This is a genomic window from Phycicoccus avicenniae (assembly GCF_050496545.1).
Classification (GTDB): Bacteria; Actinomycetota; Actinomycetes; order Actinomycetales; family Dermatophilaceae; genus Phycicoccus; species Phycicoccus avicenniae_A.
Genome location: NZ_JBNVZV010000003.1, coordinates 14,009 through 33,715 on the forward strand (window position 1 = coordinate 14,009; position 19,707 = coordinate 33,715).

Annotated in this window: 20 protein-coding genes, 1 tRNA gene and 1 pseudogene; 9 read left to right on the plus strand and 13 right to left on the minus strand. The window is 73.1% G+C overall.

The features are described 5' to 3' along the window. Positions 1 to 22: 22 nt before the first annotated feature. From ACQZ2A_RS03230 to ACQZ2A_RS03265, 8 genes and pseudogenes are all read right to left on the minus strand, one after another. Positions 23 to 1,312 carry an ABC transporter substrate-binding protein gene (locus ACQZ2A_RS03230; protein ID WP_430207106.1) on the minus strand — a complete coding sequence of 430 codons (1,290 nt, stop codon included), beginning with the start codon at positions 1,310 to 1,312 and terminating at the stop codon, positions 23 to 25. Further along, on the minus strand, positions 1,309 to 2,307 hold the full coding sequence (locus ACQZ2A_RS03235) for an N-acetylmuramic acid 6-phosphate etherase (protein WP_430207107.1): 999 nt from the start codon (positions 2,305 to 2,307) through the stop codon (positions 1,309 to 1,311). Before ACQZ2A_RS03235 ends, ACQZ2A_RS03230 begins: the two co-directional genes overlap by 4 nt. 45 nt (positions 2,308 to 2,352) lie before the next feature. Beyond that, complete coding sequence (locus tag ACQZ2A_RS03240; protein WP_430207109.1) at positions 2,353 to 3,231, minus strand: MurR/RpiR family transcriptional regulator; 879 nt, start codon at positions 3,229 to 3,231, stop codon at positions 2,353 to 2,355. Between the two features lie 9 nt (positions 3,232 to 3,240). Then, on the minus strand, positions 3,241 to 4,989 hold the full coding sequence (locus tag ACQZ2A_RS03245) for a serine hydrolase (protein WP_430207111.1): 1,749 nt from the start codon (positions 4,987 to 4,989) through the stop codon (positions 3,241 to 3,243). Further along, positions 4,986 to 6,293, minus strand: coding sequence for an exo-beta-N-acetylmuramidase NamZ family protein (locus tag ACQZ2A_RS03250; RefSeq protein WP_430207113.1), 1,308 nt, complete (start codon positions 6,291 to 6,293; stop codon positions 4,986 to 4,988). Before ACQZ2A_RS03250 ends, ACQZ2A_RS03245 begins: the two co-directional genes overlap by 4 nt. Positions 6,294 to 6,324: 31 nt before the next feature. Further along, complete coding sequence (locus ACQZ2A_RS03255) at positions 6,325 to 6,816, minus strand: glycoside hydrolase family 3 protein (protein ID WP_430207523.1); 492 nt, start codon at positions 6,814 to 6,816, stop codon at positions 6,325 to 6,327. Between the two features lie 207 nt (positions 6,817 to 7,023). Further along, positions 7,024 to 8,180: pseudogene (locus tag ACQZ2A_RS03260) on the minus strand (glycoside hydrolase family 3 protein); the annotation flags it as partial. A 116-nt stretch (positions 8,181 to 8,296) separates the two neighbouring features. Then, entirely contained in the window at positions 8,297 to 9,136 is an 840-nt protein-coding gene (locus ACQZ2A_RS03265; RefSeq protein WP_430207115.1) for a helix-turn-helix domain-containing protein, read from the minus strand. Between the two features lie 54 nt (positions 9,137 to 9,190). On the opposite strand from ACQZ2A_RS03265, the gene ACQZ2A_RS03270 reads away from it, so the two are divergent. From ACQZ2A_RS03270 to ACQZ2A_RS03290, 5 genes are all read left to right on the plus strand, one after another. Continuing rightward, a complete protein-coding gene (locus ACQZ2A_RS03270) occupies positions 9,191 to 9,562 on the plus strand; it encodes a VOC family protein (RefSeq protein WP_430207117.1) in 372 nt (123 codons plus the stop codon). A gap of 100 nt (positions 9,563 to 9,662) precedes the next feature. Continuing rightward, positions 9,663 to 11,570 carry a propionyl-CoA synthetase gene (locus tag ACQZ2A_RS03275; RefSeq protein ID WP_430207119.1) on the plus strand — a complete coding sequence of 636 codons (1,908 nt, stop codon included), beginning with the start codon at positions 9,663 to 9,665 and terminating at the stop codon, positions 11,568 to 11,570. A gap of 52 nt (positions 11,571 to 11,622) precedes the next feature. Further along, on the plus strand, positions 11,623 to 12,546 hold the full coding sequence (locus ACQZ2A_RS03280; protein ID WP_430207121.1) for an AEC family transporter: 924 nt from the start codon (positions 11,623 to 11,625) through the stop codon (positions 12,544 to 12,546). Between the two features lie 36 nt (positions 12,547 to 12,582). Continuing rightward, complete coding sequence (locus tag ACQZ2A_RS03285; protein ID WP_430207122.1) at positions 12,583 to 12,987, plus strand: hypothetical protein; 405 nt, start codon at positions 12,583 to 12,585, stop codon at positions 12,985 to 12,987. Positions 12,988 to 13,148: 161 nt separating this feature from the next. Then, positions 13,149 to 14,033 (plus strand): type IV toxin-antitoxin system AbiEi family antitoxin domain-containing protein, encoded by an 885-nt coding sequence (locus ACQZ2A_RS03290; protein WP_430207124.1) that lies wholly within the window; start codon positions 13,149 to 13,151, stop codon positions 14,031 to 14,033. A gap of 107 nt (positions 14,034 to 14,140) precedes the next feature. Here ACQZ2A_RS03290 and ACQZ2A_RS03295 read toward each other — a convergent pair whose 3' ends face one another. Continuing rightward, positions 14,141 to 15,784: a helicase HerA-like domain-containing protein gene (locus ACQZ2A_RS03295; protein ID WP_430207126.1), complete on the minus strand. Its 1,644-nt coding sequence runs from the start codon at positions 15,782 to 15,784 to the stop codon at positions 14,141 to 14,143. 71 nt (positions 15,785 to 15,855) lie between these two features. Here ACQZ2A_RS03295 and ACQZ2A_RS03300 point away from each other — a divergent pair, with 71 nt between their 5' ends. Together ACQZ2A_RS03300 and ACQZ2A_RS03305 are read left to right on the plus strand one after the other, a co-directional pair. Next, the gene (locus ACQZ2A_RS03300; RefSeq protein WP_430207127.1) at positions 15,856 to 16,146 is read left to right on the plus strand and encodes a type II toxin-antitoxin system VapB family antitoxin; all 291 of its coding nucleotides are present in this window, start codon (positions 15,856 to 15,858) and stop codon (positions 16,144 to 16,146) included. Positions 16,147 to 16,153: 7 nt separating this feature from the next. After that, positions 16,154 to 16,705 carry a LytR C-terminal domain-containing protein gene (locus ACQZ2A_RS03305; protein WP_430207129.1) on the plus strand — a complete coding sequence of 184 codons (552 nt, stop codon included), beginning with the start codon at positions 16,154 to 16,156 and terminating at the stop codon, positions 16,703 to 16,705. Positions 16,706 to 16,709: 4 nt separating this feature from the next. Here the strand turns inward: ACQZ2A_RS03305 and ACQZ2A_RS03310 are convergent, their stop codons facing one another. The 4 genes from ACQZ2A_RS03310 to ACQZ2A_RS03325 form a co-directional block, all read right to left on the minus strand. Then, positions 16,710 to 17,327: a DedA family protein gene (locus tag ACQZ2A_RS03310; protein ID WP_430207131.1), complete on the minus strand. Its 618-nt coding sequence runs from the start codon at positions 17,325 to 17,327 to the stop codon at positions 16,710 to 16,712. A 349-nt stretch (positions 17,328 to 17,676) separates the two neighbouring features. After that, positions 17,677 to 17,766 (minus strand) — tRNA-Ser (locus tag ACQZ2A_RS03315). Between the two features lie 133 nt (positions 17,767 to 17,899). Beyond that, on the minus strand, positions 17,900 to 18,154 hold the full coding sequence (locus ACQZ2A_RS03320; protein WP_430207133.1) for a GlsB/YeaQ/YmgE family stress response membrane protein: 255 nt from the start codon (positions 18,152 to 18,154) through the stop codon (positions 17,900 to 17,902). 126 nt (positions 18,155 to 18,280) lie between these two features. Continuing rightward, positions 18,281 to 18,712, minus strand: coding sequence for a nucleoside deaminase (locus tag ACQZ2A_RS03325; protein WP_430207526.1), 432 nt, complete (start codon positions 18,710 to 18,712; stop codon positions 18,281 to 18,283). A 52-nt stretch (positions 18,713 to 18,764) separates the two neighbouring features. Between ACQZ2A_RS03325 and upp the strand changes: the two genes are divergently transcribed. Both upp and ACQZ2A_RS03335 read left to right on the plus strand, forming a co-directional pair. Further along, positions 18,765 to 19,406 (plus strand): uracil phosphoribosyltransferase, encoded by a 642-nt coding sequence (gene upp, locus ACQZ2A_RS03330; RefSeq protein WP_430207135.1) that lies wholly within the window; start codon positions 18,765 to 18,767, stop codon positions 19,404 to 19,406. A 90-nt stretch (positions 19,407 to 19,496) separates the two neighbouring features. After that, positions 19,497 to 19,706 carry a hypothetical protein gene (locus tag ACQZ2A_RS03335; protein WP_430207137.1) on the plus strand — a complete coding sequence of 70 codons (210 nt, stop codon included), beginning with the start codon at positions 19,497 to 19,499 and terminating at the stop codon, positions 19,704 to 19,706. The last annotated feature ends 1 nt before the right edge of the window (position 19,707 follow it).

Sequence of the window (19,707 nt, forward strand, 5' to 3'; positions counted from 1 at the left end):
CGCCGGGGTGGTCCGGGGTGGTTCAGCTGGTCGGCGTGAACCAGGTCATCACACCGGAGTTCAGCTCGGTGCTGACGGTCTTGGCGTCCTTGCTGCCGAGGAAGAGCTCCTGGGCGCCCTTGCCGAGCAGGTCGGTGCCGCTGGGGCTGCCGTAGCGGAAGTCGGTGAGCAGGAGGTACGGCGACCCGGTCTTGTCGTAGTCGTCGGACACCTGCTTGAGCACCGGGTCGGAGTACGTGACGCCGGGGACCGCGGAGATCTGCTTGACCTCGTCGGCGACGAGCTGGCCGAACTCGGGCGTGGCCATCCACTTCACGAGCTCGGTGGCGGCCGCCTTGTTCGGCGACTTGCTGTTGACCGCGAAGTTGCCGTCGGCCCAGCCGGCCGTCGTGGCCGTGGCGCCGGCGGGGGCGCCGGTGGGCGGCGGGACCTGCATGACGCCGATCTCCATCTCCGGGTTGCCCTTCTGGAGGGTGGCGAGGTCGTAGGAGCCACCGGGGTACATCGCGGCCTTGCCGGAGGTGAAGAGGGTCATCGCGTCGGTGACGGCGACCCCGGTGACGCTCTTGGGCATGTACTTCTCGAGCTGCTTGAGCACCTCGACGGAGGCGACGAAGTCGGGGTCGGTGAAGTCCTTCTGGCCCGACGTGACGGCCTTCTGGAAGTCGGTGCCGCCGAAGCGGGCACCCCCCAGCACCTCGTGGACGATCGGCAGGGTCCAGTCGTCCTTGGCGCCGACGGCCAGCGGGGTGATGCCCTTCTCCAGGAAGGTCTCGTTCGCCGCGATGAACTGGTCCCACGTGGTGGGCGGCTGGATGCCGTTGTCGGAGAACAGCTTCTTGTCGTAGAAGAGCACCGTGGCCTGGCGCGCGAGCGGGACGGAGTAGATCTTGCCGTCCTCCTTGCCCTTGGCGCTGGCGACGACGTTCTCGTCCCACGAGGAGAGGTCGACGACGTCGTCGAGCGGCACCAGCGAGCCCGAGGCGACGGTGCCCTGGAGCTGGCCGTACGAGCGCACCTGCGGCACGTCCGGGCCGTCGGAGCCGGCGAGGCCGGTGGCGAGGATCTTGTTGTACTCGGTGGCCTTGAACGGCTTGAAGTCGACGGTGACGCCCGGGTGGGCCTTCTCGTAGACGTCGAAGATCTTGTCGTAGGCGGCCTTGTCCTCGACCCGCCAGGACCACACGGACAGCGTCGTGCCGTCACCGTCGCCGTCACCGCCCGAGGAGGACGAGGGGGCACAGGCGGCGAGGGCCAGGACGCCGGCGCCGAGCGCGAGCGCGAGGCGGCTCCGGGAGGAACGGGTGGTCATGCGAGATCTCCTGTCGGGACGTGGGCGAGGGGCCGGATGGTTCGGGAGGCGGCGGCAGCGCTGGCCGCCGCCGAGGCGGGCGCCGCGGGGACGCCGCCGACGGCGGTGAGGGCGCGGGCGACCGAGCCGTCCTGCGCGGCGAGGGCGGCCCGCGCGGTGGCGGCGTCGACCCCCGCGAGGAGGAGGACGAGCGCGGGCTTGAGCTCACCGCCGGTGGCCTCGAGGGCCGCGCGCGCCTCGGTCTCGTCGGCGCCGCTGGCCTCGCGCAGGATGCGCACGACGCGCCCGCGCAGCTTGGCGTTCGTCGCGACGACGTCGACCATCAGGTTGGACCAGGTGCGGCCGAGGCGGATCATCACGGCGGTGGAGAACGCGTTCAGCACGAGCTTCTGAGCGGTCCCGGCCTTGAGGCGCGTGGACCCGGTGATCACCTCGGGGCCGGTGTCGACGGCGAGGAGGTGGTCGGCGAGCACGGCCAGCTCGGGGTGCGGGTTCGCGGTGATGAGGGCCGTCACGGCGCCGCGCTCACGGGCCATCGCGAGCGCACCACCGACGAAGGGCGTGCGCCCGGAGGCGGTGAGGCCGACCACGACGTCGCCCCCGCCGACGACATCGAGGTCGGCCCTCCCCCGGTCCGCGTCGTCCTCGACGTTCTCGACCGCGCGCAGCAGCGCCTCGGGCCCACCGGCGTGGTGCGCGACGAACAGCCCGGGCGGGGCGTTGAAGGTGGGGAGCAGCTCGGCGGCGTCGAGGACGGCCAGGCGACCCGAGGTCCCCGCGCCGACGTAGTGGACGGTCCCGCCGGCCCGCAGCGCGTCGACGGTGGCGTCGACGAGGGCGGCCAGCGCGGGCAGCACCTCCGCGACCGCCGGCGCGACGAGCGCGTCCTCGGCGTTGACGAGCCGGAGCACGTCGAGGGTGCCGAGGGCGTCGATGCCCACGGTGCCGGGGTGCCGCTCCTCGGTGGGGGCGATGACGGTGGCCTCGGTGCTCACCCGGCCGATGTTACTTTCCTCCGCGCTGGACGTCAACGCCGTGAATCAGTAACGGACGTGGTGCCCGGCGACGGCGCGGCGGGTCTGCTCGACCGCCGAGCGGGCCCGGGCCAGGTCGCGCTGGGCGACCGTGATGTAGAGGCAGTCGACGACGGTCAGCGCCGCGATCCGGCTGGCCGTGGCACCCGAGCGCAGGCTCGACTCGCGGGCCGCGGTCGCGAGCACGTGGTCGGCCACCTCGGCGAGTCGGGACACCGGGAAGTTGGTGATCGCGACCGTCGTCGCCCCCCGTGAGCGCGCCAGCTCGAGGGCCTCGACGGTCTCGGTGGTCGTGCCCGAGTGCGACACCCCGATGGCGACGTCGCCCGGGCCGAGCAGCGTGGCGCTGGTCAGGGCGATGTGGGGGTCGTTCCAGCAGAACACCATCGAGCCGATGCGGTGCAGCTTCTGCTGGAGGTCCATCCCGACGAGGGCACTGGCCCCGATGCCGTAGACGTCGACGCGCGTCGCCCGCGCGATGGCCTCGGCCGCCGCCGTCAGCGCCTCGCGGTCGATGGTCTGCGCCGTCTCGTCGACCGCGCTCGCGTCGGCGTGCGCGACCTTGGCGATGACGTCGTCGACGCTGTCCTCGTCGCTGATGTCGCTCGTCGGCGCCGTGGTGGGGCGTCCGCCCGTGGACGCCTCGGCGAGCGCGATGCGCAGCTGCGGGTAGCCGCGCAGGCCGAGCCGCTTGCAGAAGCGCAGGACGGTCGTCTCCGAGGTCGAGGCCGCCACCGCGAGCTCGCTGATCGTCAGACCGGCGGCCGCGCGCGGGTCGGCGAGGACCTGCTCCGCGACGCGGTCCTCGGCCGGGGAGAGCGAGGGCCGGACGCCGCGGAGCCGGACGAGGAGGGAGGGTGCACCGTCGAGGGGCTGGCTGGCCATGGGCACAACCTAGGACCCGCGGTGCACGACGCTCCACCCGCGGGGGTCGAACGCGGACGGGCGGCGCTCGCCGTCGAGCAGCACGCGGTGCCCCGCCGTCGCGCGCACGCCGTCGACGAGCACGCCGCGGCCGAGGTAGACCGCGTCGGTCGTCATCCGCCAGCGCACCAGCCCGGCACCGGGCGCGAGCTCGGCGCGGGCCTGCATCCAGCGGCGCTCGTGGTAGCCGGAGACGGTGCCGTCGGTCGTGCGCGCCGGACCCCGCTCGCGCAGCGTGAAGGGCAGCGGCGCCCAGGTCGTTCCGCCGTCGGCCGAGGTCTCCAGGGTGAGGACGTCGGTCTCCTCGGTGTCGACGAAGAGGTCGAAGCCGAGGCGCGCGCCGCCGGCCGGCACCTCGACCGGCGCCGTCAGCGTGGCCGTGGTCGCGTTGGTGCCGCCGGCGGACCAGGCGGTGCGCCCGTGCCGCGGCTCGACCGGCATCGCCTGCGCGAGCCCGCGGGCCCACTCCTGGCGCGCCGGGTTGTTGCTGCCCCAGCTGCGCGAGGGGTGGACCCGGTTGGTCAGGAGGATCGCGAAGGAGCGGCTGTCGAAGTCGATGACGATCGAGGTGCCCGTGTAGCCGGTGTGGCCGGCCGTGCGCGGGCCCGAGAGCCCGTCCATGTACCAGCGCTGGTCCAGCTCGAAGCCGAGGCCGTGCGCGTCGCCGGGGAAGGCACCGTTGAAGTCGGTGACGAGGAGCTCGACGCTCTTCCGGTCGAGGATGCGGTGCCCGCGGTAGGTGCCGCCGTTGAGCAGGGTCTGGGCGAGGACCGCGAGGTCGTCGGCGGTCGAGAAGACGCCGGCGTGCCCGGCGACACCGCCGAGGGACCACGCGTTCTCGTCGTGCACCTCGCCCCGGACCATCCCGCGCGGCGGCGCCGTCTGGTACTCGGTGGCGGCGGTGCGGGAGGGGTCGGTCGGGTTGTACCCGGTGTCGCGCATCCCGAGGGGCGCGGTGATGCGCTCGTGGACGAGCCGGTCGAGGGGCTCGCCGGTCAGCCGCTCGGCCATCACGCCGAGGGTGATGAGGTTGAGGTCGCTGTAGAGGTAGGTCGAGCCGGGCGCGTTGGTCGGCGGCTGGTCCATGACGGCCTTGATCCGCGAGGCCTCGTCGGGGTACTTCGACCACAGCGGCAGCCAGGACGTGAAGCCCGAGGTGTGCGTCAGCAGCTGGCGGACGGTGACGGACTCCTTGCCGTTCGCCGCGAACTCGGGCAGGTAGGTGGCGACCGGGGCGTCGAGCGAGACCTTCCCCTGCTCGATGAGCTGCACGGTGACGAGCGAGGTGAAGAGCTTGCTGACCGAGGCGAGGTCGAAGACGGTGTCCCGCCGCATCGGCTCCCACTGGTCGCGGGGCAGTTCGGTCGTGGCGTCCTTCCAGCGCGATGCCCAGCCGCTGGCGTGCCGGGCGACGACGGCCCCGTCGTGACCCAGGACACCGACCGCGCCGGCGTACATCGGGTGTCCGTCCGGTGCCGGCGCCTCCTCGTGGGAGGCGATGAGGCGCTCGGCCTCGGCGATGGGTGCCGGGTCGAGGCCGACCTGCTGCGGGGCGCGGTCGCGCAGGACGGTGCTGGCGGGCATGAACCCCTTCTCGGGTCGGTCGAAGTCGTTCGCGGTCGCGGGTGCGGCCGTCGCGACCGAGGCGGCCAGCACCCCGGAGGTCGCGACGACGGCCCAGGCCCGGCGGCGCGTGCCGCGAGCCGTGGCGCGGCTCACCGTCGGCCGCCGCGGTAGAGGAGGTACTGCTTCCGGCGGCGGTCGAAGGCGGCGAGCTCGGCCTTCCACGCGCCGACGACCTCGTCGGCGGAGGCGCCGGCGTCGACCATCTCGCGCAGCCGCGGCGAGCCGGTCAGCTTGTCGATCCAGTACGGGCGCGCCGGATCGTAGCTGTCCTTGCGCCAGGCGAAGTCGGCGTAGAGCGCCTTGGCGGCGACGAGCATCTCGGCGCCGAGGCGGGGTCCGTCGAGGCGACCGGGGTCGGTGACGTGCACCTGCACGCCGCCGCAGACCTGGCCGACGAACTTGTTGACGACCGGGTTGAAATAGGCCTCGCGGAAGGCGACGCCGGGGACGCCGCGCGCCTCCAGCCGCTCGGCCCAGCGGTTGTCGACGAACGGCGCGCCGACCAGCTGGAACGGCGCGGTGGTGCCGCGCCCCTCGGAGAGGTTCGTGCCCTCGAACAGGCAGGTCCCGGTGTAGACCGACGCGGTGTCGGGCGTCGGCATGTTCGGGCTCGGGAGCACCCAGGTCAGGCCGGTGTCGGCGAAGACCGTGTCGCGGGTCCAGCCGGACACCTCGACGACGTGCAGCCGCTCGCCGAAGGTCTTCCCCTCCTCGGCCTCGAGGAACTCGCCGTCGAAGAACCGGGCCAGCTCGCCGACGGTCATGCCGTGGGCCTGGACGATCTCCTTGGCGCCGACGCCGGTCGTGAACGCGGTCGTCATCATCGGGCCGCGGGCGGTGCCGCCGATCGGGTTCGGGCGGTCGAGGACGACGAACTCGGCGCCGGCGCGCAGGGCCGCGCGCATCGCCGTGTACATCGTCCAGATGTAGGTGTAGAAGCGTGCGCCGACGTCCTGGATGTCGAAGACGAGGGTGTCGACGCCGGCCTCGCGGACCATGCGGGTGAGCGAGTCGGCCGTCGCGCCGTAGGCGTCGTAGACGGTGACACCGGTGCGCGGGTCGGTGTGCGTCTCCTCGGCCTCGCCGGCCTGCGCGGTGCCGCGGAACCCGTGCTCGGGGCCGAAGACGGCCTTGAGGTCGACGGCGCCCGAGGCGTGCATCTCGTCGACGATGCTGTGCAGGTTCTTCAGGACGCCGGTCGGGTTGGTGACGACCCCGACCTTCCGGCCGCGCAGGACCTTCCAACGGTCGGCGGCGGCGCGGTCGGCGCCGGGGAGGACGCCCTTCCCGTGGCCCCGGCCGGGGGTGGCGGAGGCGGGGGCGGCGGCCCCCACCGTGGCGGCGGTGGCGCCGAGAGCGGTGGCCGCGAAGAGGGTGCGGCGGTCCAGCGAGGTCATGCGGTCTCTCCTGGTCTCGGGGTGGGCGGCGTCAGTAGCCGAGGCCGAAGCCGAACGGGTACAGGACGGTGTCGGGGTCGCCCGCGGCGGGGATGTCGACGGGCAGCTTCCCGGTGGGCTGCACCGCACCGGCGATGACGCGCGCCGCGGCCTGGAGCGCCACCGGGCTGTAGCTGTACGTCGCGAGGTAGGTCTCGGTGTCGCCCAGGTAGGCGATGTCGTACGGGTCACGGGTGGCGACGACGACGACGGGGATCCCGGTCTGCCGCAGCGCCGCCACGAGCTTCTGCTGGCCGCGGGTCTTGTCGGTGACGGCGGTGTCCCAGGCCTTCATCGTCGTGACGACCACGGCGTCCTTGCCGGCTGCCGCGGCGACCGACTCGGCGATCTTGGCGTCCGTGGGCGAGGTGCCGGTGACGAGGACGGTGGGCTTCGCGCCCTGGGCGGCGAGGCCGTCGGCGAGGGTCTTGGTCGTCGTCTCGCCGTAGCCGGTGACCAGGAGGTTCTTGCCGGACACCTTCATCGGCAGGACGCCGTCGTCGTTGCGGACGAGCGTCGTCGTGCGGTTCGAGACCGCGTCGGCGACGGCCAGGTGCGCGGCGGTGCCGACGACGTCGTCGACCTTCCGGGGGTCGGACCACGGGCGCCGCACGACACCGCGCTCGGCCTTGAGGGTGAGGACGCGGCGGACCTTGGCGTCGAGGTCGCGCTTGCTGATCCGGCCGGACTCGACCGCGGCGACGACGGCCTCGAAGGCCTTCGGCAGCGCCGGGCTCATGAGCAGCTGGTCGACCCCGGCCTCGAGGGCCCGGACGGCGACCTCCTCGTCGCGTACTTGTCGCGCACGCCCTGCATCTCGAGGGAGTCGGTGATGATGACGCCCTCGAAGCCGAGCTCCTCGCGGAGCAGGCCGGTGAGGATGGGCTTGCTCAGCGTGGCGGGGTCGCCGCTGTCGTCGAGCGCCGGGAAGGCGAGGTGCGCGGTCATCACCATGTCGATGCCGGCCTCGATCGCCGCACGGAACGGCGGGGCGTCGATGGTCTCCCACTGCTCGCGGGTGTGGGTGATGACCGGGAAGGCGACGTGGCTGTCGGTGGCGGTGTCGCCGTGGCCCGGGAAGTGCTTGGCGGCCGCCATGACCCCGCCGTCGCGCTGGTAGCCGACGACCTGCGCGGCGACCATCTGCGAGGCGAGCGCCGGGTCGGAGGAGAACGAGCGGGTGCCGATGACCGGGTTGAGCGGGTTGACGTTGGTGTCGGCGTCGGGCGCGAAGTTCGTCGTGATGCCCATCGCGCGCAGCTCCTCGCCGGTGATGGCGGCGGCCGTGCGCGCGTCCTTCGTGCTGCGGCCGGCACCGAGGGCCATCGAGCCGGGGAACTGGGTGGCCGGCGGGCCGATGCGGGTGACGACGCCCTGCTCCTGGTCGATGCCGACGGTCAGCGGGACGCGGACCTTCGAGCGACGGGTCAGGGCGGCGTGCTGCACGCCGTTGCTCAGGGCGGTGATCTGGTCCGGGTTCTGCACGCTGTCGGTCCAGGCGAAGTAGATGACGCCGCCGAGCGCGTACTTCTGGACGACCTCGGCCGGTGTGGCGACCCCGTAGAGAGCGGTGTTCTCGGTGCGCGCGGTCGTCGCGGTGCTGCCGTACACCTGCTGGACGAAGAGCTGACCCACCTTCTCGCGCAACGTCATCCGGGCCAGGGTCGAGGCGACCCAGCCGTGGTGGCCGTGATGGCCGTGGCCCGGGCCGCGGCCACCGGCCTCAGCGATCGGGGCGCCGGCTCCGGCGAGGGCGATGGCCATCGTGCCGGTCAGGGCGGCGCGGCGGGAGAGGGTCGAGGTCACGGTTCCTCCAGTGCGTAACTTGTTCACGTCGTCGTGCAACATGACGTAACTTAGTCACGCTTCGGCGATCCGGCAACGGGAGCGCCCGGCATCCGGCGGTTCGCGGTGGGACCGGACCACCCGAGGCGACGGCATCACCTCGACCCGGCCGACCTCGCTCAGGCGCGTGCGTCGCGGTAGCGGCCCGGCGTGACGCCGACGAGCGCGGTGAAGTCGCGGGTGAAGTGGGCCTGGTCGTACCACCCGAACCGGTGGGCAAGGTCGGTCAGCGTGCCGTCATAGCCGTCGTCGAGGGCGCTGACGACGTCGTGCATCCGGTACCGCGCGAGCACCCACTTCGGCCCCACCCCGACGTAGTGCGTGAAGAGCCGCTGAAGGCTGCGCGGCGTCGTCGCGTGTCGCGCGGCGACATCGGCGACGGTGAGCAGCGTGCGGTCCTCGAGCAGGTCGGAGACGAGCGCGAGCAGCTCCGCGTGGCGCGGGTCGGGCGCCGGCGCGCACGCCGCGAGCCCCTCCTCGGCGGTCGCCCGCCAGGCCGCGGGGTCGGCCACGAGCCCGGGGTCGGCGAGCCGGTCGACGAGGTCGTCGGGCAGCAGGCCGCGGGCCGGCACCGAGCGGTCCACCCATCCCGACGCCGCGCGCCCGGTCAGGGCCGTCAGCCCGCCGGGCCGGAACCGCACCCCGTGGACCACGCCCTCGCCGCGGATCTCGACGTCGAAGCGGCGCGTGCACACACCCGTCACGACGACGCTCTCGCCGTCGGGCATCCCGGCCCGGCGGTGGCCGACCTCGACGGTGAGCGAGCACGTGGGGTGGGGCAGCACCTCGCTGACGAACCAGCGGCCCTCGGGCAGCGCCCAGCGCAGGCCCCAGTGGTTCTCGACCCACGGGGCCACGGCGGACCCCGCCGCGGACCGCTCGAGGGTGACGTGCCGAGCGAACTCGTCGGGGCGCAGCACCCCGGCCGTCGAGGCCGTCGCGTTTGTCCTATCCGGCACGGCGCCAGCCTAGGCAGGATGGGTGACACACCGACCCGACGAGAGGACCCGACGATGGCGACCGCCACCCTCAAGATGCTCACGCTCGACAGCTCCGACGTCCGCCGCGACTGCGCCTTCTGGGCCGGCGTGCTCGGCTGGGACGTCGCGCACGAGCAGGACGAGTACGCGATGCTCAGCGGCCCCGGAGGCATCGCCCTCGGGCTCGGGCTCGTCGAGGGACACGTGGCGCCGGGCTGGCCGAACGAGCACGGCAGCAAGCAGTTCCACCTCGACCTCGCGGTCGACGACCTCGACGCCGCGGCGCAGGAGGTCGTCGGGCTCGGCGGCACGCTGCCGGACGAGCAGCCGGGAGAGACCTGGCGCGTCCTCCTCGACCCCAGCGGCCACCCGTTCTGCCTGACCAAGGCCGAGAACTGGGGCTGAGCGGCACCGCTCCCCCGCTCGGCGCACGCGGGGAGCCGTCCACGGAGACGTCGGTCACGAGCCGTGGACGGCCCACCCGCGCCGGCGCGACGATGACGCCATGAGCACCGGCGCCTACGCAGCGGCCCACCAGCAGTCGATCACCGACCCCACCGCCTTCTGGGGCGCGGCCGCCTCCGGCATCGAGTGGGTCACCGAGCCCACCACCGTCCTCGACGACTCGAACCCGCCGTTCTACCGGTGGTTCCGCGGCGGCACCCTCAACACCTGCTTCAACGCCCTCGACCGGCACGTGCGCGACGGGCGCGGCGACCAGGCCGCGCTGCACTACGACTCCCCCGTCACCGGCACCTCGGCGACGTTCACCTACGCCGAGCTGCTCGAGCGCGTCGCCCGCTTCGCCGGCGCGCTGGCCTCGCTCGGCGTGGACAAGGGCGACCGGGTCGTCGTCTACATGCCGATGGTCCCCGAGGCGGTCGTCGCGATGCTCGCCTGCGCCCGCATCGGCGCCGTCCACTCGGTCGTGTTCGGAGGCTTCGCGCCCGCCGAGCTCGCGGCCCGCATCGAGGACGCGCAGCCCAAGGTCATCGTGTCGGCGTCCTGCGGCATCGAGCCCTCGCGCGTCGTGCCGTACAAGCCGATGCTCGACGGCGCCCTCGACCGCAGCAGCCACAAGCCCGAGGCGGTCATCGTCCTGCAGCGCGAGCAGGCGCTCGCCGACGTCGGTGTGCGGGACACGGAATGGGAGGAGATGACCTGGGACGAGGTCGACGCCGACGCCGAGCCGGCCGACTGGGTGCCCGTCGAGGCCACCGACCCGCTGTACGTCCTCTACACGTCAGGCACGACCGGCCGGCCCAAGGGCATCGTCCGCGACAACGGCGGCCACGCCGTCGCGCTGCGGTGGTCGATGGAGAACGTCTACGACATCGGCCCGGGGGACGTCTGGTTCACCGCGTCCGACGTCGGGTGGGTCGTCGGCCACTCCTACATCGTCTACGCCCCGCTGCTCACCGGCGCGACCACCGTTCTCTACGAGGGGAAGCCGGTCGGCACGCCGGACGCGAGCGCGTTCTGGCGGGTCGTCTCGCAGTACCGGTGCAAGGCGATGTTCACCGCACCCACGGCCTACCGCGCCATCAAGCGCGAGGACCCGTCCGGTGAACGGGTGAAGGAGCACGACCGCTCCTCGCTCGAGACCGTCTTCCTCGCCGGCGAGCGGCTCGACCCCGACACCTACGAGTGGGCATCGTCCGTGCTCGGCGTGCCGGTCGTCGACAACTGGTGGCAGACCGAGACCGGATGGCCCGTCGCCGCGAACCTCCGTGGCCTGGAACCCCTTCCGATCAAGGCCGGCTCGCCGTCCGTACCGGTACCCGGCTACGACGTGCGGGTGCTCGACGAGTCGGCGCGCGAGGTGCCCCCCGGCACCGAGGGCGCCATCGCCATCCGGCTCCCGCTGCCGCCCGGCACGCTGCCGACGCTCTGGCAGGACGACGAGCGCTACGTCGCGAGCTACCTGTCGGTCTACGACGGCTACTACCTCACCGGTGACGGCGGGATGGTCGACGAGGACGGCTACGTGTACGTCATGGGCCGCACCGACGACGTGCTCAACGTCGCCGGTCACCGGCTGTCGACCGGCTCCATCGAGGCCGCACTCGCCGGCCATCCGGCCGTCGCCGAGTGCGCCGTCATCGGGGTCGCCGACGACTTCAAGGGTCAGGTGCCGCGAGGGCTCGTGGTGGTCAAGGGCGGCGTCGACGCCGAGACCGACGGCGAGCGCATCCGGGCCGAGCTCGTCCAGCGGGTGCGCGACGAGGTCGGCGCGGTCGCCAGCCTCAAGCAGGTCGACATCGTCGCGGCGCTGCCGAAGACCCGCTCGGGGAAGATCCTGCGCAAGACGATGCGCGAGATGGCCGACGGGAAGACGCCGAACGTCCCCGGCACCATCGAGGACGCCTCCGTCCTCGACGCGCTGGCCGGCGTGCTGCGCCCACCGGGCTGACCGGCTGACGGACCCGCCTGCGGCGCACCGGTCCGGAGGGCAGCATGGCGGCGTGCAGGGCGTCCTCCTCGGATTCGTCACCATCGCCGCCGTCATCGGGCTCGGCGCCCTCGTCGCACACCTCGGGGTGGTCGGCATCGAGGCCCAGATGGTGCTCAGCAAGGTCGCCTTCTTCGTGGCCTCGCCGGCGCTGCTCGTCACGACACTGGCGCGCACCGACGTCCACGACGTGCTGTCCCGCAACCTCGTTGCGACGGCTGCGGGGGTGGTGGCGGCCGCTGCGCTGTACGCCCTGGTGGCCCGTCGGCGGTGGCGGCGCGGCAGCGGCGAGCTGGTCGTGGGGGCGCTGGCATCGTCCTACGTCAACGCCGGCAACCTCGGGCTGCCCGTCGCGGCCTACATGCTCGGCGACGCCGCCTTCGTCGCACCGACGCTGCTCCTCCAGCTCCTCGTCCTGCAGCCGCTGGCGCTCGCCCTCCTCGACGCCGACGTACGCGGCCGGCGGCCATCGATCGGGCTGCTGCTGCGGCGGCCGCTGACCAACCCGCTCACCATCGGCACGCTCGTGGGCGTCGTCCTGTCGGTCACGGGATGGCAGCTGCCTCTGCTCGTCGCCTCGCCCGTCGAGCTCGTGGGGGCGATGGCCGTGCCGGCGATGCTGCTGGCCTACGGGGTGGCGCTGCGGCTCGGGCCGGGGTTCGGCGGTGGGGTGCCGCTCGGCGAGGTCGGGCTGGCGTCGGTCCTCAAGCTCGCCGTCCAGCCGCTCGTGGTCTGGGCGGTGGCCCACCTGGCGCTTGGGCTCGACGGGCACCCGCTGCTCGCCGTCGTCGTCTGCTCGGCGCTGCCGACGGCCCAGAACATCTTCGTCCACGCGACGCGCTACCAGCGGGCCACGACGCTGGCACGCGACACCATCCTCGTCACGACGGTCGGCTGCGTGCCGATCATCGTCGGCCTGACCGCCCTGCTCGGCTGAGCCCCGCCCGCGGCGTCCGTGGGTGAGGATGGAGCCGTGATCTCCATCGAGCTGGCCCGCGACCTCGTCGGCTCCGGCGTGCTCTGGGAGCCGGCCCCGGGCGACCGCTTCGTCATCGACGCCGAGCTGCTGACCGGCGACGTCTTCTGGATCTCGGACCTCACCGTCGAGGTGCACTCCTACGGCGGGCGCTCGCTGCTCGGCTTCAACGGCACGACGGAGTGGGCGCTGGACTCCGTCACCCTCGACCAGGCGCTCTGGCTGCCCCGCGAGGACCAGCTGCGCGGGCTGCTCGGGGACCGGCTCGAGGCGGTGCGCCGCACCGAGGGCGGCTGGGAGGTCACCTACGCGGTGCGGCCGGGGTACGTGCAGAGCGTCACCGACGCCGACCTCGAGTGCGCCTACGCCCGCGCCGTCCTCACCCTCACCCCGACCCCCTGACCCGTCGCGGCCGCCCCACACCGGACCGGCCGACGACACGAAGCGCCCGTCGTTGGTGAGCAGTGTGCTGCACCGGCCACCTCGCGGGCACATCGTGTCGTCCGTCCGACGGCTGTGGGTAACCCGGCGGTGGGGATGCCCGGTCCGGGCACACTCGCCGGATGGACCCAGCGGACGTCGTGCGGCGTCTCGGCGGCATCGCCGGCCGTCACGAGGTGGTCGACGTCGTCGGGCGCTCGGCGCTGCACCGCGCGGTGGCGGACGGGTCCCTCGTCCGCGTGGCACGGGGCCGCTACGCCCTGCCGGTCACGGCGCCGGCCCGGGCGGCGGCGCAGCAGCTCACCGGCACGGCGATGCTGCTCAGCGCGGCGGCGCACTGGGGTTGGGCCCTCAAGGCACCTCCCGAGCTCCCACAGGTGGCCGTCCCCCGCGGCCGGAAGGTGCCCGACGAGGCACGCGCCCTCCACGACGTGCGGTGGCGGGACGTCCCCGCGCACCACCGGGTCGACGGGTGGGTGACGTCACCGGTCCGCACGGTGCACGACTGCTGCGCCCTGCTGCCCTTCGACGAGGCCCTGTGCGTCGTCGACTCGGCACTGCGGGACCACGACACGGACCTGCGCGGGCTGCACGACCTCGACGACGTGCCGGGTCGGTTGCGCCGACGCGTCGGGGCCGTGCTCGACGCGGGGTCCGAGCTCGCCCACGGGCCCTTCGAGTCGGTCGTGCGCGCGGTCGCGCTCGGCGTGCCCGGACTGCACGTCCGTCCCCAGGTCGCCATCCGGGACGTCGACGGGTTCGTCGGGCGGGTGGACCTCGCCGACGAACGGCTGCGCATCGTCATCGAGGCCGACAGCAGCGAGTTCCATTCCGGTGCTGCGGACTTCGCGCGCGACTGCGAGCGCTACTCACGCCTCAGCGTCGACGGGTGGCTCGTCGTCCGGGTGCCCTGGCGGATGGCGATGAGCGAACCCGACCGCCTGCACCGGCTCCTCGTGCGTGCCGTGGCGTCGAGGTCCCGGTGCACCGGTTGCTTCGCCGCCTGACCGACGGACGACACGCAGCGTCGGAGAGGACGTCACGCGTGCGGCGCGCCGGCCACGGAGCGCGCATCGTGTCGTCGGCCGGTCGCCGCAGGGGCCGGACCAGCGGGTCAGCGCTTGCGGGAGGTGCCGAAGATCGAGCGAGTGATCTCGCGGCCGAGCGCGGTGCCGGCCGAGCGCAGCATCGAGCGGAACGCCGAGGACTTCACGACCTGCTCGACCATCCCCGGTTCGGCGGCCCGCTTGCGCTCCTCCGCCGCCCGCGCCTTCTCGGCCGCCGCGCGCTCCTTCTCGGCCGCCCTCTCCGCGGCGACCCGGGCCTTCTCGGCCTCGGCGGCCGCCGCCGCATCGGTCTTGGCCTTCTCGGCGGCCGCCGCCGCCGCGGCATCCGCTGCCGCCTTGTCCTGCGTCGCCCTGCCGAGCATCTCGGCCGCCGACTCGCGCTCCACGGCGTCCCGGTACTGCGCCGAGAGCGGCGAGGCGGCCACCGTGGAGTCGATGAGGGCGTCCGGCGAGGGCGCCATCAGCGACTCCGGCGCGCGCATCCGGGTCCACGCCACCGGGGTCGGCGCACCCTTCTCGGACAGCACGGTGACGACCGCCTCGCCGGTGCCGAGCTGGGTGAGCAGCTCCTCGAGGTCGTACCCGGTCCTCGGGTAGGTCTTCACGGCGGCCTTGAGCGCCGCGGCGTCGTCGGGGGTGAAGGCGCGCAGCGCGTGCTGCACCCGGTTGCCGAGCTGGGCGAGCACGTCCGCGGGCACGTCCTTCGGCGACTGGGTCACGAAGAAGACGCCGACCCCCTTGGACCGGATGAGCCGCACGGTCTGCTGGATGGCGTCGAGGAAGTCCTTCGAGGCGTCGTTGAACAGCAGGTGCGCCTCGTCGAAGAAGAAGACGAGCTTGGGCTTGTCGAGGTCGCCGACCTCGGGCAGGTCGTGGAAGAGGTCGGCGAGCAGCCACATGAGGAAGGTCGAGAACAGCTGCGGGCGGTCCTGCACGGCCGGCAGCTCGAGCATCGAGGCCAGACCGCGACCATCGGCCGCCGTGCGCAGCAGCGCAGCCGTGTCGAACTCCGGCAGCCCGAAGAACGCGTCGGCCCCCTGGTCGGAGAAGGTGATCAGCTCGCGGAGGATGACGCCCGCCGTCGCCGACGACAGGCCCCCCAGCTCCTTGAGGTCGGCCTTGCCCTCGTCGGAGGTGAGGTGCTGCACGACGGCGCGCAGGTCGGCGATCGTGTCGAGCCAGAGGCCGCGCGCATCCGCGTAGTGGAAGACGAGGCCGAGGCTGGACTCCTGGGTCGCGTTGAGCCCCAGCACCTTCGAGAGCAGCGTCGGGCCGAAGGTCGAGACCGACGCCCGGATCGGCACCCCCTTGCCCTGCCCGCCCAGCGAGTAGAACTCGACGGGGTACGCGGTGGCCTCCCACGCCATCCCGACGTCCTGGGCGCGGGCGGCGACCTTGTCGTTGGGCACGCCCGGGCTGGCCATCCCCGAGAGGTCTCCCTTGATGTCGGCGAGGAAGACCGGCACCCCCTGCTCGAGCAGCTGCTCGGCCATCAGCTGGAGGGTCTTGGTCTTGCCGGTTCCCGTGGCGCCGGCGACCAGGCCGTGCCGGTTCATCGCGGCCATCGGGATGCGCACCGGCGCGTCCGGATGGGCGGTGCCGTCGATGACCGCCGCCCCGAACTCGAGCGCCGGGCCCTCGAACCCGTAGCCGGCGCGGATCTCGTCGATGAGGCTGCTGCTGTCGCTCACGATCGCCAATCTAGTGCGCGCCCGGGGTTTCGCACCGTGGTCCCGCCGGGGGGTCGCCCTACAGTGGTGGCGTGATCTTCAAGGCCGTCGGCGACTCCCGCCCCTACCCGGACCACGGGTACTCGGGGCGGCAGTGGTCCGGCGTGCCCCCACGGCTCGTCCGCCTCGACGAGCTGGTCACCACCAAGCGCGAGCTCGACCTGCAGCAGCTGCTCGCCGAGGACTCCACCTTCTACGGCGACCTCTTCGCCCACGTCGTCGAGTGGGAGGGCACGCTCTACCTCGAGGACGGCCTGCACCGCGCGCTGCGGGCGGCCCTGCACCAGCGCCCCACCCTCCACGCCCGGGTGCTCACGCTCTAGGACGCCCATGAGCGAGTACACGACGGAGTCGCCCGCCTCGGTGGCCGCGCGCCAGCGCCGCCGCCGGTCACTGATGACGCTCGGCGTCGTCCTGCTCGGCCTCTTCTTCGCCTTCTGGTACGGCCTCTCCTACTACCAGGAGGACGCCAAGGCGCGCGCCGCCCGGCCGCCGGCGCCCACCTGCCGCCCCTTCGACCCGAACGAGGTCACCCCGGACGAGGTCACGGTCAACGTCTACAACGCCACCGACCGCAGCGGCCTCGCCGGCAGCACCGCCAAGCTCATCGGCGACCGCGGCTTCGTCGTCGGGAAGATCGCCAACGACCCCACGAGCCGCAAGGTCCCGGCCGTCGCCGAGGTCCGCCACGGGCCGAAGGGTTCGGCCGCCGCGAAGCTCGTCGCGTCCTCGATGCCGAACGGCACCAAGGTCGTCGCCGACAAGCGCAAGGACGCCACCGTCGACGTCGCGCTCGGCCGCACGTTCAAGACCCTCAAGCCGGTCACCACCGACACCTCGGTGCTCCCGATGTGCCCGGCCCCCTCGGCCACCGCCTCCTGACGGGTCAGGCGGCGCTCGTGCGCTCCGCCCGGCGGCGGCGCAGGTGCACGACGACCGCCCCGAGCACGACCACCCCGACCACCACGAGGGCGCCGGTGCCCAGCCACGACTCCAGCCGCTGGTAGGAACGGCCCGCGAGGTAGCCCCCGACGACGCAGGTCAGGCCCCAGGCCAGGCCGCCGAGCGCGTTCCACACGAGGAAGGTCGGGTACGGCAGCCGCGAGGAGCCGGCGAGCGCCGGCACGACCGCCCGCAGGAAGGCGGTCCAGCGGGCCAGGAAGACCGAGGCCGCGCCGCGCCGCACGAGGAAGGCCTGCGCCGCCTCGACCCGCGGCCGGGCCTTGCGCAGCGGGCGGAGCTCGACGAGCCGCGGGCCGAGCACGCGGCCGACCTCGTAGCCGACCGAGTCCCCGACGACGGCCGCCGCGACGACGATGACCGCGACCCAGGTCAGCGAGGTGTGGCCGATGGCCGCCGTCACCCCGCCGAGGATGGCCGCCGTCTCACCGGGGACCACGAAGCCGACGAAGAGCGCGTCCTCGACGAAGACGAGCGCCCCGACGACGAGGTAGACGACCCACGCGGGCTGGCCGAGGATCTGCTCGAGGAGGCTGGAGAGCACGGGGCCATCCTGCCGCCTCCCGGCTGTGCGGCGGCTGGACGCGCGCCGGGCGAGGGCTGTGCACTGGATGGATGCCCGCCGGCGTCGTGGCCCTGACTTCGGCGACTCGAGGTCGCGCGACATGCCGATGCGCCGGGCCATCCATCCGCAGGTCGGACGACCTCGACCGGCCGGGTGGTGGCGGTGGGACTCCGCGCGAGGTGGCGGTGGTGGTGGGACTCCGCGGTCACCCGCGGGGCTCCTTCGTCGCCCGCGTGCGTTGCCGCGCCCACGCAGAACGTGGGACCCGCCGGCATCTCACCGCCATCCGCCAACGGAAAAACCCGGGAGCGAGCTCCCGGGTTTCCGTTGGCGGTGGCGGTGGGATTTGAACCCACGGAGGGCTTGCACCCTCACACGCTTTCGAGGCGTGCTCCTTAGGCCGCTCGGACACGCCACCGCCGGAGAGGCTACCCGAGCGGCGGCGACGGCCCGAAATCGGGTGGGACGCGGACCCCGCACGCGACGACGCCGCCCCGTGGCAGCGGGGCGGCGTCGGCACGGCCGGTGGAGCACCGGCGGCTGGTCGGGCGTCAGGCGCGCTTCGTGACGGCCTTGACGACGAACAGCAGGATGCATGCTCCGACGAGTGCCGTGAGGAAGCTCGCGATGAGCCCCGACCCGGCCATGTCCACCCCGAAGACGCCGAGGAGGAAGCCACCGAGGAGAGCGCCGATGATGCCGACGACGATGTTGAGGATGATGCCCTGCTGCGCGTCGGTGTTCATGATCTTGCTCGCGATCCAGCCGGCGAGGCCGCCGATGATGATCCAGCCGATGATGCCCATGGGGGTGAGCCCTTTCGTCGAGAGACCGACCCACGGTCCGGGGCCGGTGCGTCACCGACCGTAGCGCAAGGTTCGACAGAGTTTCGACACAGGTGCACGCGAATTGTCGGCGCTCCTACGACGACGTCAGCGGTGACCTGCGAAGAAGGCGCGCACGAGCGCCCCGCACTCTTCCTCGAGCACCCCGCCGACGACCTCGACACGGTGCGTCACCCGCCGGTCGCGCGGCACGTCCCAGACCGACCCGCAGGCGCCGAGCTTGGGGTCCCAGGCACCGAGGACCACCCGCGCCACCCGTGCCAGCACGAGCGCGCCGGCGCACATCGGGCACGGCTCCATCGTCACGACGAGCGAGCAGCCCTCGAGCCGCCATGACCCCAGCGCGCGGGCGGCAGCCCGCAGCGCGACGACCTCGGCGTGACCGGTCGGGTCGCCCTCGGCCTCGCGGACGTTCCAGCCCTCCCCGAGCACCTCGCCGGACGGCCCGACCACCAGCGCCCCGACGGGCACGTCACCGGAGTCCAGGGCCCGTTCCGCGAGCGCCAGCGCCCGGCGCATCAGCACCAGGTCGGCAGGGTCGGGCGGCGGCGTCACGCGCTAAGTTTCACCCATGCGCGTCATCAACCCGGACCACCGGCTCATCGCCCACAAGCTGACCTACCTCCGGGACAAGCGCACCGACTCCCCCACCTTCCGGCGCCTCGCCGAGGAGCTGATGACCCTCCTCGCCTACGAGGCGACCCGCGAGGTGCGCATCGAGCCGTTCGAGATCGAGACCCCGGTCGCGCCGACGACGGGCATCAAGCTCTCCAACCCCAAGCCGCTCATCGTGCCGATCCTGCGCGCCGGGCTGGGCATGCTCGAGGGGATGGTGCGGCTGCTGCCGAGCGCCGAGGTCGGCTTCCTCGGGATGCAGCGCGACGAGGAGACCCTCGAGGCCGTCACCTACGCCAACCGCCTCCCCGACGACCTCTCCGGCCGGCAGGTCTACGTCCTGGACCCGATGCTCGCCACCGGCGGCTCGATGGCCGACGCCATCCGCTACCTCGTCGAGCGCGGCGCCGACGACATCACCGCGGTCACGCTGCTCGCCGCTCCGGAGGGCATCGCCCACCTCGAGGAGTCGGTCGCCGACCTCAGCGCGCCGGTCACCCTCGTCACGGGAGCCATCGACGAGAAGCTCAACGAGGTCGGGTACATCGTCCCGGGCCTCGGCGACGCCGGCGACCGGCTCTACGGCGTCGCGCAGTAGCCGCTGGGGCGCCCGCCGCCCCCACCCCCCGACACGCCCGGTCCGCGGGCCTCATCCGTCACACGAGTCACATCTGGGACCATCGTCGGCGTGGCGTGCACAGGGCGCGCCCGCACGCAGGAGGACCTCGCCATGCCCCCGGTCAAGAAGATCGTGATGTGGCTCGTCGTCGTCTTCCTGCTCTACGCCATCCTCACCTCCCCCGACTCGGCCGCGAACATCTTCGGCTCGGCGTGGGACGTGATCGCCGGGGGCGTGAGCAACATCGGCCGCTTCTTCGACAGCCTGCTGAGAGGCTGAC

What these genes read in the sequence shown, in the direction of transcription:
- ACQZ2A_RS03270 (WP_430207117.1), top strand. Translation starts at nt 9,191, where the DNA reads ATGGCGACCGCCACCCTCAAGATGCTCACGCTCGACAGCTCCGACGTC.
- ACQZ2A_RS03305 (WP_430207129.1), top strand. Translation starts at nt 16,154, where the DNA reads ATGAGCGAGTACACGACGGAGTCGCCCGCCTCGGTGGCCGCGCGCCAG.
- ACQZ2A_RS03255 (WP_430207523.1), bottom strand. Translation starts at nt 6,816, where the DNA reads ATGAAGGTGTCCGGCAAGAACCTCCTGGTCACCGGCTACGGCGAGACG.
- ACQZ2A_RS03275 (WP_430207119.1), top strand. Translation starts at nt 9,663, where the DNA reads ATGAGCACCGGCGCCTACGCAGCGGCCCACCAGCAGTCGATCACCGAC.
- ACQZ2A_RS03230 (WP_430207106.1), bottom strand. Translation starts at nt 1,312, where the DNA reads ATGACCACCCGTTCCTCCCGGAGCCGCCTCGCGCTCGCGCTCGGCGCC.
- upp (WP_430207135.1), top strand. Translation starts at nt 18,765, where the DNA reads ATGCGCGTCATCAACCCGGACCACCGGCTCATCGCCCACAAGCTGACC.
- ACQZ2A_RS03325 (WP_430207526.1), bottom strand. Translation starts at nt 18,712, where the DNA reads ATGCGCCGGGCGCTGGCGCTCGCGGAACGGGCCCTGGACTCCGGTGAC.
- ACQZ2A_RS03250 (WP_430207113.1), bottom strand. Translation starts at nt 6,293, where the DNA reads ATGACCTCGCTGGACCGCCGCACCCTCTTCGCGGCCACCGCTCTCGGC.
- ACQZ2A_RS03240 (WP_430207109.1), bottom strand. Translation starts at nt 3,231, where the DNA reads ATGGCCAGCCAGCCCCTCGACGGTGCACCCTCCCTCCTCGTCCGGCTC.
- ACQZ2A_RS03290 (WP_430207124.1), top strand. Translation starts at nt 13,149, where the DNA reads ATGGACCCAGCGGACGTCGTGCGGCGTCTCGGCGGCATCGCCGGCCGT.
- ACQZ2A_RS03320 (WP_430207133.1), bottom strand. Translation starts at nt 18,154, where the DNA reads ATGGGCATCATCGGCTGGATCATCATCGGCGGCCTCGCCGGCTGGATC.